This window comes from Mycobacterium sp. E3251, assembly GCF_001666835.1.
Taxonomy (GTDB): Bacteria; Actinomycetota; Actinomycetes; order Mycobacteriales; family Mycobacteriaceae; genus Mycobacterium.
Genome location: NZ_LZJF01000015.1, coordinates 68,365 through 82,475, shown reverse-complemented (window position 1 = coordinate 82,475; position 14,111 = coordinate 68,365). Strand labels below are relative to the sequence as shown.

The window sequence follows — 14,111 nt, the reverse complement described above, 5'->3', positions numbered from 1 at the left end:
CTGTGGCGCGCCCCCGGGTTGCCTGCAACGCCGCTGAGACTAACCCCCGGTCCGCGCGCGAAGGGCCGGAATCAGCAAAGCCGCCGTGTCCGGCCGCGGTCAACGTGGCGTTTACTGGTGCGGTGGGTGTCGCGGGTGACGGCGAAGGGCGCACGCTGGTGCTGTCGGCCTTTCCGGCCGAAGCAGACGCGGTGCTATCGCACACGACGCTCGATCCCGAACCGGTGGTGATCGTCGACCGTCGGCACTTCTACCTCGGCTCGATCGCCGGCAAGAAGGTGATCGTGGCGATGACAGGGATCGGATTGGTGAACGCCGTCGACACCACCAAGGCTGCCCTGGCCCGCCTCGAGATTGGCGCGGTGGTGTTTTCGGGTGTCGCCGGCGGGGCGGCGCGCACCAGCATCGCGGACGTGGCCGTACCTGCGCGCTGGACATTGGACGACGGCACGACGTTTCGCCCGGTTGATCCTGGCATGCTGGCCGCGGCCGAGAAACTCTCCGTCGCATTGGAAAGCGTCACCCGGAGGATCGATCTGCGGCGCCGGCCGCGAATCGTCGTCGGTGGCGACGGTTGCAGTTGGGACAACAACAACGGCGTGGCGTTTCCCTGTATCCCGAACGGCGGCGACGTTTTCGGCTGCCAGCCGCGCCGCGCGCCCGACCGGTCGCTGCGGTGCACGGGCAATTTCCGGCAGGCGGCCGGTCGCTGGCTCAAAAGCGCTCTGATCAGCAATCTGAACATCGTCTCGACGTCGGACCCGGCCTTCGATGCGACCGACATGGAGACCGCGGCGGCGCAGGCCGTCGCCGATGCGCACGGTGTCCCGTTCCTGGGCATTCGGGGGATTACGGACGGGCCGGGCGATCCGCTTCACCTGCCGGGCTTTCCGTTTCAGTTCTTCTGCTACAAGCGGATCGCGGCGAATAACGCCGCCCGGGTGACCGCCGCCTTCCTGCAGAGCTGGGGCGGGGTGTGACCGTTATTCGGGACCGCGGGCGACGGGGCGGGCGGGGTCCGAACACCACTCGGACCACGAACCGGGAAACAGCGCCGCCTCCCGACCCAGCGCCGCGAGCGCGGCGATCGTGACGCTGGCGGTCACGCCCGACCCGCAGTAGGCGCCCAACGGGCCGGCGTGGTCGACGCCGCGTTCGGCCAGAAGCTGATCGAGCGCGTCGACGCCGACGAAGGTGCCGTCGGCCGCCAGGACGGCGGTGCTGGGCAGGTTCGTGGCGCCGGGGATGTGCCCGGCGGCGGGGTCGAGCGGTTCGACCTCCCCGCGGAAGCGTTCGGGCGCACGCGCGTCGAGCAACGTGACGGCGCCGTCACCGGCGTTTTCGACGGTCAGGGTGGGTCGGCCTCCGGCATACAGATCATTGTGCGGCACAGTCACATTCCCGGGCTGCGGCGTCACCTCCCCGGTTTGGAGGCTGCACCCGGCCGATCGCCAGGCGGCCAGGCCGCCGTCGAGGATGCGGACGTCGGGCAGGCCGGCCGCCGTCAACACCCACCAGGCGCGCGCCGAACCTGCGCGATTCCAGTCGTCGTAAACCACCACCGGCACGTCGTCCCGGATTCCCCACCGGCGGGCTGCGACCTGCAGATCGCTTCCCGAAGGTAGCGGGTGACGGCCGCGTCCGGCGATCGTGTGATCGCTGAGTTCGTCTTCGAGGGACGCGTACACCGCGCCCGGTAGGTGGCCGTCCAGGTAGGCCGGCCGCCCGTCGGGCTCGTCGAGGCGCCACCGCACGTCGAGGATGGTTACCGGATCACCGGACTCCAGGAGGCCCGCCAACTCCGCGACAGTGATCAACACCTGGTTCCGGGCTCTCACCGATTCACCTCCCTGATCGTCAGCACAGAGCCTAGCGGCCGCGCAAAGTCGTTTCTCATCAGCAAACGGTGGCGTAGCGTCGGGGTGAGCGGCAAGCAGATGGAGCAGGTCGTGGCGCGCATTGATATTTGGTTCAGCGGTTGTCTGGCAGCCGTGTTGGCTCTGGTGACGGCCGTGCCCGCGGAAGCGACACCAAACACCCAGTGCGCGTTGACGACACCGGTCCGAGAAGTGCAGCACCTGTCCCAACTGCCGCCCGAGCTGACCAAGCTTCTGCCGCCCATCGCCGACATCGGCGCGCCGTTCAACGCGACCGACGCTGTCAGCGATCCGACGTTGCCGTTCCGCCGGCTGATTCGCGCCGGCAATCGCGACGCCGACTGGTTCGTCTGGTACGAACACGGCGGCGTCGGTTACTTCTGGCAGGCGGTGATTGCGCGCGTCGCGCCGGGCAGCGACGCGAAGGTATTGGCCAACGCCGGAACGATTTCCGACACCCTGTGCAAGCTCACCGATGGCGCCCTCGCCGGCGTGGTTCCGCCGTATCCGCCCGGATCGTGGGCTGCCTCCGACTTTTGAGGAGTTCAGCGGCAAATGAGCACCCCCGAGCAATCGCAGACCCGTACCCGCATGTTCGCCCGCGTGCTGGGGCCCTACCTCACGATCGTGCCGATCACCGTCGCCGTCCGCGGCTCGTACATGCGGGAGCTGTTCACGGAGTTCAAGGCAAATCCCATGTGGCCCTGGCTTTATGGGGCGATTCTGCTGATGGGCGGGATCTTCATCATCGCGTTTCACCAGTATTGGCGCAGCCTGGCGGCCGTCATTGTGTCGGGTGTGGGCTGGTTTTTCGTGATCCGCGGCGTGCTGTTGTTGACCGTGCCCCGCGCCTACGACGCGGCCGGAGATGCGATCTACACCTCGGGCATGTCCGCGGCGATCTGGGTGTTGTTCAGTTGCCTCGCCTCCGCCGGGCTGTACCTGACGTACGTCGGCTGGAAGCCGGAGCGTTCCGGGGATAGTTAAGCCGTGTGCTCGGCGTCGTCGGGGTCATCGTGCAGTGCCGGCGCCCCCAATGTGGCCAGCATGCCCGTCGCCGCCCGGTGCCAGGTGAAGTCCTCGGCACGGCGTCGTGCGGAGACTCGGCGATGGTGCTCGGGGCGGCTGGTGATGGCGCTGACCGCCCGCGCGATGGCGGCCGGGTGGTTGTCCGCCGAAGCGCCGCTGTCCGCGGTGATGATCTCGGTCAACGCCGAGGTGCGCGAAACCACCGCCGGTGTCCCGCACGCCAGCGACTCCAGCGCGGCCAGCCCGAAGGTCTCGTGCGGCCCGGGCGCCAGCGTCACGTCGGCCGACGCCAGCAGCCCGGCCACCGTGTATCGATCGGAGACGAAACCGGTGAAGTCCACCGGTAGGCGCGCGGCCTGCCGCTCCAGCCTGGCCCGCAACGGCCCCTCGCCGACGACGACGAGCCGGGCATCGACCCCGGCGTGGCGTAACTCGCCAATCGCGTCGATGCTGCGGTCGACCCGCTTTTCCACCGACAGCCGGCCGCAATGGACCACCAACAGCTGGGCCGGGTCGGCCCAGCGCCGCCGCACCAGGTACGAGTGCCGGCGCGGGTGGAAGGTCTGCAGATCCACGCCCAGCGGGACCGTCACGGTATTCGTCGCGCCGATGCGGTCGAATTCCTCGCGCGCGAAACCGGTGGTGCACACCACCGTGTCGTAATCGGCCGCGGTGCGCGCGTTGGCCAGGTCGGCGAATTTCACCGCGGCGCGGCGCGGAAGGATTTGTCCCACAAGCCGATCCAGCCGTTCGTGGGAAATCATGACCGTCGTGGCGCCGTGGTCGCGCCCCCATCGCCCCAGTGACCGCAGCGTCAACCGGTCGGAGACCTCTAGGGCGTCGGGCCGCAACGCCTCCAGTAGCGCCTTGACCGGCCCGGGCAGCACCGCGCGATAGCCGCCGGTGAGGGGAATCAGCCGGGCGGGCAGGGTGATTCGCACCACACCGGTGTGCAGTCGGCTGCGTTCGGCGCGTTGGCCGGGAACGATCAGGAACACCTCGTGCCCGCCGGCGCAATATTCGGCGCCCAGCCGGTCCACCGCGGTGCGAAGGCCGCCGGAGCGAGGGCCATAGAAGTTGGCGACCTGTACAACGCGCATAACGTGAGGACACGCGGTGCGCGTGTGCATTCAACAATGTGGACTTGGCGCTGACCTGAACAGTCCATGAATTCCGCCGAACCGGCTAGCCCTTGGGGCCCTCGGCTTTGTTGATCCGTTCGTCGACGTCGGCGCCGGAAAGCCGCGCGCCGAGGAAGTCGCCGGAGGTCGGGAGGCTCAGATGCAGCTGCGAAGCCCCACTGACCGCGACCTCTCCGCGTTCGAGTGTGAAATCGAGGATGTGGCCCCCGCCGGTGCGTTCGCTGTTGAGGAAGTGCAGGTGATAACCGGCGACCGAGATGCCCTGCTCGAAGTCGGGCGTGCGGAATCCGACCACCGTGCCCGACACGTCGGTGAACACGGTCTCGGCCTGCTCTTCGGTGGCCTCGGTCAGCGGCGGGTAGGGCGGCTGCTGCGCCATCACGGTGCGGGTGTGCAGTTCGGCGAAGTGCCCGGTGATCCGGATCGCGTAAATCAGGTTGGCGCTTTTGATTTCACGGTCGATCGCGGCTGTCACATCAGCGCGGCCGGTGCGGGCCTGGATCGCGATCTCGAAGTCGCTGTGGAACCGGGTGACCGCCGCGAAGGGGCTGCGATCGGTCGGCGCGGCCCGGCTGGCGGTGCCGTCGGCGCGCAACCGGTAACAGACGCCGTCGAGAACGACCATCTCGCCGTCGAGGTGGTTGAAGGTGCCCAGGCCGAAGTCGCCGTGGCGCAGGATCTCGGCAACGGTGACGTCGCCGTCGTACACGCCCTCGAGCAGCGCGCTGATCGTCGAGAACTGATACACCTCGGCATCATCCGCGCGTTGGTGGGTGAGAAGCGTTGTCGCCCAACGGCGGAAGCGCTCGTAGGCGCCGATATGTGTGTCCATGGTCCTATTCGAAGGGGTCGTCGTGCAGCTGTGCGGCAAGGTCGGTGTTCCGGCTGTAGTCCACGGGCACGTCGATCAGAGACGGCCCGTCCTCGGCCAACGCCTGGCGCAGGGCGGTGGTGAACTCGTCCAACGTGTTGACCCGGTAGCCGCGGGCGCCGAAGGCCGCCGCGTAGGACACCAGGTCGTAGTCGCTCAGTTCGACACCCGATTTTCGGTCGTACTTGAGGAGTTCCTGGAAGCCGACCATGTCATAACTGTTGTCCCGGAAGACGATGTGGGTGAACGTCAGCCCCAGGTGGGCAGCGGTGGCGAGTTCCTGGGCGGAGAACAGGAACCCGCCGTCGCCGGAGACGGACACCACGGGCGTTCCGGGCCGCACCAGGCAGGCGGCCATCGCCCAGGGCAGCGCCACGCCCAAGGTCTGTTGCCCGTTGGAGAACAGCAGCCGCCGCGGCTCATAGACGCGGAGATGCCGGGCCAGGTAGATGTAGACCGAGCCGACATCGCAGGTAATGGTAGCGGTGTCGTCGAGTTCTTCACGCAGCCGCAGCACGACGGCGACGGGGTTGAGGCCCGGGCCCCCGGGCGTGGCGCTACCGGCGGTGATATCGATGTCGCTCAACGCTTTTCGCTGTACGGCGATCTCGCCCTGGTAGTCGTCCGTCAGGGTCAGGCCGGCCAGCTGGTCGGTCAGCGCGGTGAGCGTCGCCGCGATGTTGCCCAGCAGTTCCACGGCGGGCTGGTAGTGGTTGTCGATGTCGGCGGGAACCGAGTCGATGTGCACGACGGTGCGCGCGGCGTCGGTGTTCCACAGCACGGGGTCGTATTCGACCGAGTCGTATCCGATGGTGACCAGGACGTCGGCGTGGCCGAGGACGACGTCGCCGGGCTGGTTGCGGAACAGTCCGACCCGGCCGAGGAAGTTGTCCTCCAACGCGCGGGAGATCACCCCCGCGGCCTGAAAGGTCTCGACGACGGGCAACCCAGTCGTGGCGACCAGGGCGCGCAACGCCAGGCAGCTGTCCGGGTCGGCGCCGCGCATCCCGACCAACAGGGCCGGTCGCCGCGCACCGCGGATCAGCTCGGCCGCCGTCGCGACGGCCCCGGCGGGCGCGGCCGCCAACGGCGGAATCGACTGTCGGCCCGGGATGCTCGCCGTGGTGGGGGCGGCCAGGACATCGGCGGGCAGCACGACGGCGGCCGCCCCGCGCGGTTCGCTCTGTGCGGCGCGGAACGCGCCGATAGTGGCCTCGGCGGTGTTGTCGGGGTCGTTGACCTCGCCGGTGAATTTCGTGACCGTCCGGAGCATCGCGGCGGCGTCCATCGACTGATGCGTACGTTTGAGCCGATCCTGGCGGCGCACCGCACCGCAGAGCGCGACGACGGGATCTTGTTCGGTGTTGGCGGTCAGCAGGCCGGTGGCCAGATTGGTGGTCCCGGGGCCGGAGGTCACCAGTACCACGCCGGGGATGCCGGTGAGGCGACCGATCGCCCCGGCCATGAAGGCGGCGTTTTGTTCGTGGCGGCACACCACCAGCTGCGGGCCCGCGTCGAGCAGGGCGTCGTAGACGGCGTCGATCTTCGCGCCCGGCACGCCGAAGACGTACTGCACGCCTTGCGCTGACAAGACGTCGACGACCTTCTGCGCGCTGCGTACGGGCTCACCGGGGTTCGTGGGGGCCATGTCCCCAGCCAAGCACGGGTCGAGGCGAGCCGCGATACGACGAGTCGCGAGGGGTTGACCATCCATATGTACTCCAGTGTATGGTCCGAGGCGTGACGATCGAGAGCGTGCGGCCGGTTGAACTCAACGACGATTTGACGCGGCGGGCGTTGCGGCTCGTGTTGGACAAGACGACCGACCTGGCCGCGGATGTGCTGCGAGTGCCGCTGCACTACTACCGGGACGCGAAAGTCGAGGACATCGAGGAGTCGCAGATTCTGCGACGGACCCCGCTGGCGATCTTGCCGAGTGTCCAGCTGCCCAATCCGAACGACTTCGAAGTCCGCTCGGTGCTAGGCAGTTCGCTGCTGGTGACCCGGGACCGCTCGGGAGCCAGTCATGTGTTTCTCAACTACTGCCGTCACCGCGGCGCCATGCCCGCATGCGGCGCGGGCAACGCCTCTCGCTTCACCTGCCCCTATCACGCGTGGACGTACAAGAACACCGGGGAGTTGTTCAGCGTCCCAGGCAAATCCGGCTTCGCCGGGGTCGACACCGACGATTACGGGCTCATGGAGTTGCCCAGTCAGGAAGCGTACGGCTTCATCTGGGCGGTGCTCAGCGCCGACGGCGCCATCGACGTCGACGCGCACCTGGGTCCGCTGCGTTCACAGCTGGTCGAACTCGACTACGAGTCCTTCGGGTATCACGCGCACCGCGAGTTCGTCTCCGAGGTGTCGTGGAAGGGGGCACTGGAAGCGTTCGCAGAGGGATACCACTTCCCATTCGTCCACGGCGACAGCCTGATTGGCCAGAACGCCCTGCCCAACGTGGCGATCTACGACGAGTACGGCAAGCATCACCGGCTCGGCTTTCCGTTCAACTGGATCGTTAACCTCGACACCGATCCAAGCGGATCGTGGGACGTCCGGGACAACATGGGCCTGATCTATTGGATCTACCCGAACCTGATTCTGGCCAACAGCAACGTGGGCGTGGAAGTCATCGATATTTTGCCCGCCGGCGCCCCCACCCGCTGCACCGTGCGGCACAGCTGGTTGGCGCGCATCCCGGCAACCACCGACGACCAGCGAAGCGGCTACGACATGATCTACGACGCCGTGCACGCGGCGGTGCGCGACGAGGACTTCGCGATGCTGCCGCAGTGCGGCGAAGGTGTGCGTCAGGGCCAACACGACCATATGGTGATCGGCCGCAACGAGATCGGTGTACAACACATGGTCAAAGTCTTTGCCGAGGAAATAGGCGTCGCGCTGAGTTAGGTTCTCATGCGACCATACTCACCGTGAGGGCACGGTAGATGCGCAGACATGGCTGGGCGGGAGCGCTGCCGTCGAGCGACGACGAAGCCATTGCGCGAATCATTTCCGCGGCGAGCCGTGCGATAGATCAGTCAGGCGCGGACATCAAAATCAGCGACATCGCCCGCGATCTGGGCGTCACCCGCCAAACCGTTTACCGGTATTTCCCGAGCACGGACGCGTTGTTGATCGCGACCGCGTTGTCGGAAGTGGGTCCCGCCCTCGACCGGTTGGCGGCGCACGTGGAGCCGATTCACGACCCCGCCGAGGCGGTGGTCGAGGGCATCGCCCACACCCTGGAACTGCTTCCCCAGGACAAATACCTCGGGCTGCTACTCACGCCGGAGAAGGCCGCGGCCTACTCGGCCAGCGTGACCTCCGATGTTGCGCTCGCGCTGGGGCGCTCCATCATCGACCGGTTCAACGTGGACTGGAACAGCGCCGGCATCACTGACGACAGGCGCGACGGCCTGGTGGAATTCATGCTCAGGGTTCTGCAGTCCTTCATCGTCGACCCCGGGCGGCCACCGCGTTGCGGCGCCGAGCTGCGGGATTACCTGCGGCAGTGGGTCGCTCCCGCAATCGCTCATTTTCAGCCCATCGCCGGAACCGCTCGGCCCGCGCCCTAACCGCTGGACTCGGGCCCGAACCAGCGCCGCAGCGCTGCGTGCAGGCCGGCTTGGTCGGCCGGCCCGAATTCGCTGGCCGCCCAGGCGACGTATCCATCGGGCCGGATCAGCAGCGCCGCGGCGGGCGGGTCGTCGAGCGTCGCGGTGACGATGTCCACCCGATCGGACCAGGCCGACGCCGCGGCCCCCACCCCGCCGTCGAAGTCGAGCAGCACCGGGCGCGCGCCGTGGAGCAACTCGGCGACCCGTCGGCCGTCGGTGAGGGTCAGCTCGGGCACGGGCCAACCCGACAACGGGTGGTCGTCACCGACGTCGTACCGCACGTCGGTGCCTGCCAGCAGCGCGGCCATGTGCTTGGCGACGTCAGGGAGGGTGAAAAGTTCACCCAGCAGCGCCCGGAGCGCGGCGACTTCGGGCCCTGGCAGCATGAGCGCGGTCTGAGCCTGCGAGTGCATCATCACGCGCTCGCCGACGGGGTGGCGTTCGGATTCGTAGGTGTCGAGCAGTCCGCGTGGTGCCCAGCCGTTGAGATGGGCGGCCAGCTTCCAGCCCAGGTTCATGGCGTCTTGCAGGCCCAGGTTCAGGCCGGGACCGCCCATGGCGCTGTGCACGTGGGCGGCGTCGCCGAGCAACAGGACCCGGCCGTCACGATAATGCTCGGCATGCCGGGTGTTCTGGCCGTTGATCCGGCGAAGGGCGTGCGGTCCAGGGCCTTTCGGCTCCTCGAAGGGAACCTCGACGCCCAGGACGCGGCGGGCACTTGCGAGCAGTTCGGCCACGCTCATCGGTTTGTCCTCGACCGGCGGCCCGAATTCGAGGGTCCCGAACAGCGATCGACCGGGTTCGAACTCGGCGTAGATCAGGCCGCCGCGGTCCAACCGCGTGTGACCGAAGGCGACCCGGCCGAACCCGGGGATGTCGAGGCCACCATCGGCGCGGCGGTACTCGTCCGGGACGTGCACGTGGGCAAGCCGGCCCACGATGTCGAGGGTGGTGCCGGGGAAGTCGATGCCCACCGTCTTGCGCACCAGGCTGCGTCCGCCATCGGCGCCCACCAGGTAGTCGGCGTCGATGCGATAATCGTGTTCGGGCGAAGACACCTGCAGCGCAACACCTTCCGGTTCCTGGCGTAAACCCGTCAGTTCGTGTCCCCAGCGCAGATCCACGCCGAGACCGCGGGCGCGCTTCTCCAACAGCCGCACCATGCGGGGCTGTTGGATGGGCAGCGCGTACATCGGGTTGTCGGGCAGGCCGGAGAAATCCAGGGTCATGGCCGCGAAGATCCACCCGGAGGTCGGTTGTGGCGGGTTGGGATCGCCCGTGAACTCTTGATATAGGCCGCGCATGTCGAGTGTCCGAACTACCTGCCCCACAAGGCCATTCGCCTTCGGCTCCGAGCTGGGCCCGGGCAGGGCATCCAGCACGACGGGCCGGATGCCGGCCAGCGCGAGCTCGCAGGCCAGCAGCAGTCCGTTGGGGCCGGCACCGGAGATGACGATGTCGGCGTGTTCGTCAGTCATGGGTTTTCTCCCTGCGCTTGGCGGGTTGGGGCAGGCCGGCGCTCACGGCGGCGAAGCCGGAACGGATCAGGTCGGTGATCGGGACCGGGGGGTCGGCGCGCACGTAGGCCTCGGCCGCGGCGTCGCCGACGGCGCGCACGATCGCCACCACCAGCCGCGGGTACAGGTCGCGCTCGGGATCGGTGCCGGTGCGTTCGGCGATCACCGCGAGCCACTCGTCGAAAAGGTCCTGCGGCAACGCATTACGCACCTGAGGGTTCATCAGCATTTTTCGCACTTCGACGAGTTCCTGACGGCTCGGCAGCAGGTTCTCTTCTCCGTACCTGTCGTCGAAGTCTTCCTCCAAGGATTGGAGCACGACATGCGTGATCGACGTCCACAGCGGCTCGTCGGCCGGGCGTTGCCGCAGCGCGGCAACGCTGCGGCGCATGCGCTCGGTCTGCCGGTAGGCGAGCGCCTCGTACTTGCCGCCGAAGTAGTTGTTGAAGGTGCGCAACGAGACTCCGGCCAGGTTGGCGATGTCCTCGCGAGTCACGTTGTCCAGCCCGCGTTCGAAGGCGAGGTTGAGCGCGGCGTCGCTGAGGGCGCGGCGGGTGTCGGCCTTCTTGCGCTCCCGCAACCCGCCCGACTGTTCGGTCATGTCCCCAAAAGTACGCAAAACTTGCCCGGTAGGCAAGATTGCCTGATGGGCAACATTTGGATATGCGCGTCTAGCCTGGGTTGTGCACACCTATGCCACGACCGAACGCGTTGAAAGGTGAAGCCATGGAAGTGCAATTCATCACGAGCGTTGCAGTGATCACCCCCGATCCGGCGGTCAGCAGACGGTTCTACGCGGACACGCTTGGCCTGCCCCTGACCGCGGAAGCCGACGGCTATCTCCACAGTGAAAGCATCGACGGGTGCAAGTCCTTCGGCGTCTGGCCGCTGGCGCAGGCTGCGCAAGCCTGCTTTGGCACGCCTGACTGGCCACCTGAGCGGCCGGTGCCCCAGGTCAGCATCGAATTCGAGGTCGCGGACGCCGACACCGTCCAGGTCGCGGCGAACGAGTTGACACAGAAGGGCTTCACTCTGGTGCACGACGCACACACCGAGCCGTGGGGACAAACTGTCGCTCGACTGCAGTCCATCGAGGGCACAATCATCGGCATCTCGTACGCACCCGCGATGCATTCGTAAACACGGGCGCGCCTGTTGGTCGTTAGCGCTTGCCCCAGTCCCACGGCGGCGTGGTCAGCAGCCCCTGACCGGTGACCCGCGTCTCGCCCCACTCCTTGTAGAGCTCGATCTCCACGGCGTCGTCGCCGGTGGCTTCCAGCAGCGCACGGGAATGAGTGACCACCAGGACCTGCGTCCGCGCGGCGGCGGTGCGGATCAGGCCCGCGAGCGGACGCACCAGGTCCGGATGCAGCGAGGTCTCCGGTTCGTTGAGCACCATCAGCGACGGCGCCTGCGGACTCAACAAAGCGGCGGCCCAGAGCAGGAATCGCAGTGTGCCATCGGATAATTCGGCGGACCGCAGCGGCCGCAGCATGCCGCGCTGCCGCAGCTGCAGGTCGAAAAGCCCGTCATGAACCGCGACCGACACCGTCGCGCCGTCGAAGGCGTCGGCGACGGCGCGGCTCAGGTCGTCGAAACCCGCCTCGATGATCGTCTGGATCGCGGCGGCCAAATCGCTGCCGTCATCGGAGAGCACCGGGGTGCGCGTTCCCACCTGCGGGTGCCGGGCCGGCGCCCCCGCGTCGACGCGGAAGCCGTCGTAGAACCGCCAGCCGCGCAGCCGCTCGCGCACGGCCGCAAGCTCGGGCAGCGCATGCGGGTGGGCGTATTCGGCCAGCACGCTGCGGTACGTCGGCAACGAGCGGGACAACTCGTCGAATCCGCGGCCCGAATCCGCGCTGACCTCGGCGAAATCGCGGGTCCGGCGCACGAGCGTCGCGCTGGGCCGCAGCACCGGCCCGGCGAACAACGCTTCCCGCTTGATCTCGGGATCGCGGCCGAAGGCCGACTTGGGTCCGGCCATCTGCGGCATGCCGAGGTCGACCAGATAGCCGAAATCGTCTGAGGCGAAGCCCAATTCGAGGGATACCGGCCGGGTGCGCACGGTGCCCTCGACCCTGCCGGTCCGGCGGGCGCCCTTGAGCTCCTCGGGCCCGGCCCACAGCGCGGACTGCAGCCCACCCTCGCGGGCGAGCGAGGCGATGACCTCGCCGCGGCCGCAATCGGCCAGCAACCGCAACGCACGGTACAGCGAGGACTTGCCGGCGCCGTTCGCGCCGGTGACCACCGAGAGCCGACTGAGCGGCAGGATCACCTCACGCAGCGAGCGATAGCCGCGGATCGCCACCGTCTGCAACATGGAGCCGACTGTACGGTCGACGACCGACGGGCCCTACTCGTTGTCGGCGGCGTCGAGCAGCTGCACTTCCTCGAGGTCCATCTCGTTCTGCAGCTCGCGCAGGACGATGTCGTCGATGAGGTTCTCGTTGCGCAGCGCGGTGATCTCGCGGCGCTTGCTTTCGAGCATGCCCAGCCGAACCCTGCGGACGAGATCCTTCTTCTTGACCAGGTGGCTGTTCGTCGAGTCGTTTTCGGTGGCGAGGGCCAGCGCGGCCTTTTCTTCGTATTCCTTTTGCAGCCGCCTGCGGAGGTCGTCGCTGATGCCGACCTCGTCGGCGACCGTCGGCAACGCGTCGAGGGCGGCCCGAGCGCCGCGGGTGCGAGCCAGCTGCAGTTCCTCGGCGTGGGCCACGTCTTCGGGCATCTTCGCCCAGCGCACGACTGCGGGCAGCGTGGTGCCCTGGACGAGGACCGTCACGAGGATGACGACCACCACGATGAAGATGAGCAGGCTGCGGTCGGGGAATGGCGCGCCGCTGAGTGTGGTCGTCGGCACGGCCAGCGCGGCGGCGAGCGACACCGCCCCGCGGAATCCCGCCCAGGCGGTGACGAAACGCTGACGCCAGTCGACGCGCCGTTCCCGCTGCGCCTCCCGGCGGTCGATCAGCCGGATCAACAGCACGGTGATCTCGCCCCAGAAGATTCGCGACAGAATCACCACGACGGTGACGGCGAGCGCAATGTACAGGGCGTGCCGAATCCCGCCGTCCACGCCGGCTATGCCCCGCAGCGCCCCCGGTATCTGAACTCCGACGAACACCCACAACGAGCCGTTGAGCAAGAAGGTCGCGCTGTCCCAGAACGCGTAGGCCTGCAGGCGGGATCGCGCGCGGATCACCACCGGTCCGGCGTAGGCGAGCATCAATGCCGCGACCATGACAGCGACCACCCCGCTGCAATCCATGCTCTGTGCCAGCAAGAACGCCGCAAACGGCGTCAGCAGGCTCAGTGCCCCTTCCTCCTGGGGTGCGTCAATTCTCTTGCGCAGCAGGGTAACCGCGCCGCCGACCAGGAGTCCGGCGGCGATGCCGCCCAGGTAGGAACCGACGAACCGGCCAACCAGGTCGATCGGGGTGATTTGCGCGCCGCCGATCGCGACGTGGACCGTGACGGCGAACAGGACCAGGGCCGTGCCGTCGTTGATGAGACTCTCGGCCTTCAGCACCGTGACCGATCGGCGTGGCAACTTCTTGGCCAAACCGGCCACGGCGGCGGCATCGGTGGGGGACAGCACGGCGCCCAACACGGCCGCCGCGTGGGAGTCCATGCCCAGCGCCCGTGCCGTCCACGACACGGCCACCGCCGTCGCGATCACCAGGGCGACGCTGAGGAACACGATGATGCGCGCGTTCGCTCGGATCTCCCGGAAGCTGGTGTTCAGGCCTTCCCAGTAGAGGATCGCCGGCAGGAACAGCAACAGCACGACCTCCCCGTTCACATGCACGTGAGCCAAGCTGGGGATCAGACCCAGCAGCGTGCCGAGCACGATGAGCAGCACCGGGGGACCAACGCGGTAGCGCCGGCCGAGGACCGTCCCGACGATGACGGTGGAGACGAGCGCAACGATCAGGACGAGGCCAAACACCAGCCCATCCTGCCGGACATGCCCGCCTCGCGCCGATCGGGGCTCGGGTGGCAAGCGCCGTCACATCTGTCACTTCGGCCCCGAGTGCGGGGCATTATGCGACTCTCGA

The 14,111-nt window shown here is 67.8% G+C and carries 14 protein-coding genes; 6 read left to right on the top strand and 8 right to left on the bottom strand.

Going from position 1 to position 14,111, the window contains the following annotated elements; translation table 11 throughout:
- Positions 1–2 precede the first annotated feature (2 nt).
- Entirely contained in the window at positions 3–980 is a 978-nt protein-coding gene (locus tag A5697_RS26860; protein WP_231971954.1) for a hypothetical protein, read from the top strand.
- 3 nt (positions 981–983) lie between these two features.
- Here A5697_RS26860 and A5697_RS02590 read toward each other — a convergent pair whose 3' ends face one another.
- On the bottom strand, positions 984–1,838 hold the full coding sequence (locus A5697_RS02590) for a sulfurtransferase (RefSeq protein WP_068007761.1): 855 nt from the start codon (positions 1,836–1,838) through the stop codon (positions 984–986).
- An 84-nt stretch (positions 1,839–1,922) separates the two neighbouring features.
- Between A5697_RS02590 and A5697_RS02585 the strand changes: the two genes are divergently transcribed.
- Both A5697_RS02585 and A5697_RS02580 read left to right on the top strand, forming a co-directional pair.
- On the top strand, positions 1,923–2,417 hold the full coding sequence (locus tag A5697_RS02585) for a hypothetical protein (protein WP_231971953.1): 495 nt from the start codon (positions 1,923–1,925) through the stop codon (positions 2,415–2,417).
- 15 nt (positions 2,418–2,432) lie between these two features.
- Positions 2,433–2,864 (top strand): hypothetical protein, encoded by a 432-nt coding sequence (locus tag A5697_RS02580; RefSeq protein ID WP_068007758.1) that lies wholly within the window; start codon positions 2,433–2,435, stop codon positions 2,862–2,864.
- On the opposite strand, the gene A5697_RS02575 is transcribed toward A5697_RS02580, so the two are convergent.
- From A5697_RS02575 to alsS, 3 genes are all read right to left on the bottom strand, one after another.
- Positions 2,861–4,006, bottom strand: a complete 1,146-nt coding sequence (locus A5697_RS02575) for a glycosyltransferase (RefSeq protein WP_067947897.1) — start codon at positions 4,004–4,006, stop codon at positions 2,861–2,863. The two genes, A5697_RS02580 and A5697_RS02575, sit on opposite strands and share 4 nt — an antisense overlap.
- Positions 4,007–4,091: 85 nt before the next feature.
- Positions 4,092–4,880 carry an acetolactate decarboxylase gene (gene budA / locus A5697_RS02570; RefSeq protein WP_067947894.1) on the bottom strand — a complete coding sequence of 263 codons (789 nt, stop codon included), beginning with the start codon at positions 4,878–4,880 and terminating at the stop codon, positions 4,092–4,094.
- Between the two features lie 4 nt (positions 4,881–4,884).
- Positions 4,885–6,567, bottom strand: coding sequence for an acetolactate synthase AlsS (gene alsS, locus A5697_RS02565; protein ID WP_068007755.1), 1,683 nt, complete (start codon positions 6,565–6,567; stop codon positions 4,885–4,887).
- Between the two features lie 80 nt (positions 6,568–6,647).
- Here alsS and A5697_RS02560 point away from each other — a divergent pair, with 80 nt between their 5' ends.
- Positions 6,648–7,829, top strand: coding sequence for an aromatic ring-hydroxylating dioxygenase subunit alpha (locus A5697_RS02560; RefSeq protein ID WP_068007754.1), 1,182 nt, complete (start codon positions 6,648–6,650; stop codon positions 7,827–7,829).
- Positions 7,830–7,867: 38 nt separating this feature from the next.
- Entirely contained in the window at positions 7,868–8,497 is a 630-nt protein-coding gene (locus tag A5697_RS02555) for a TetR/AcrR family transcriptional regulator (RefSeq protein WP_068007751.1), read from the top strand.
- On the opposite strand, the gene A5697_RS02550 is transcribed toward A5697_RS02555, so the two are convergent.
- Positions 8,494–10,017: an FAD-dependent monooxygenase gene (locus tag A5697_RS02550; RefSeq protein ID WP_068007748.1), complete on the bottom strand. Its 1,524-nt coding sequence runs from the start codon at positions 10,015–10,017 to the stop codon at positions 8,494–8,496. The genes A5697_RS02555 and A5697_RS02550 overlap by 4 nt on opposite strands.
- Complete coding sequence (locus tag A5697_RS02545) at positions 10,010–10,657, bottom strand: TetR/AcrR family transcriptional regulator (protein ID WP_067950074.1); 648 nt, start codon at positions 10,655–10,657, stop codon at positions 10,010–10,012. Before A5697_RS02545 ends, A5697_RS02550 begins: the two co-directional genes overlap by 8 nt.
- A 125-nt stretch (positions 10,658–10,782) precedes the next feature.
- On the opposite strand from A5697_RS02545, the gene A5697_RS02540 reads away from it, so the two are divergent.
- Positions 10,783–11,196 carry a VOC family protein gene (locus A5697_RS02540; protein WP_068007745.1) on the top strand — a complete coding sequence of 138 codons (414 nt, stop codon included), beginning with the start codon at positions 10,783–10,785 and terminating at the stop codon, positions 11,194–11,196.
- A 22-nt stretch (positions 11,197–11,218) separates the two neighbouring features.
- Here the strand turns inward: A5697_RS02540 and A5697_RS02535 are convergent, their stop codons facing one another.
- Together A5697_RS02535 and A5697_RS02530 are read right to left on the bottom strand one after the other, a co-directional pair.
- A complete protein-coding gene (locus tag A5697_RS02535; RefSeq protein WP_068007741.1) occupies positions 11,219–12,376 on the bottom strand; it encodes an AAA family ATPase in 1,158 nt (385 codons plus the stop codon).
- Between the two features lie 33 nt (positions 12,377–12,409).
- The gene (locus tag A5697_RS02530; RefSeq protein ID WP_067950080.1) at positions 12,410–14,002 is read right to left on the bottom strand and encodes a Na+/H+ antiporter; all 1,593 of its coding nucleotides are present in this window, start codon (positions 14,000–14,002) and stop codon (positions 12,410–12,412) included.
- Positions 14,003–14,111 lie beyond the last annotated feature (109 nt).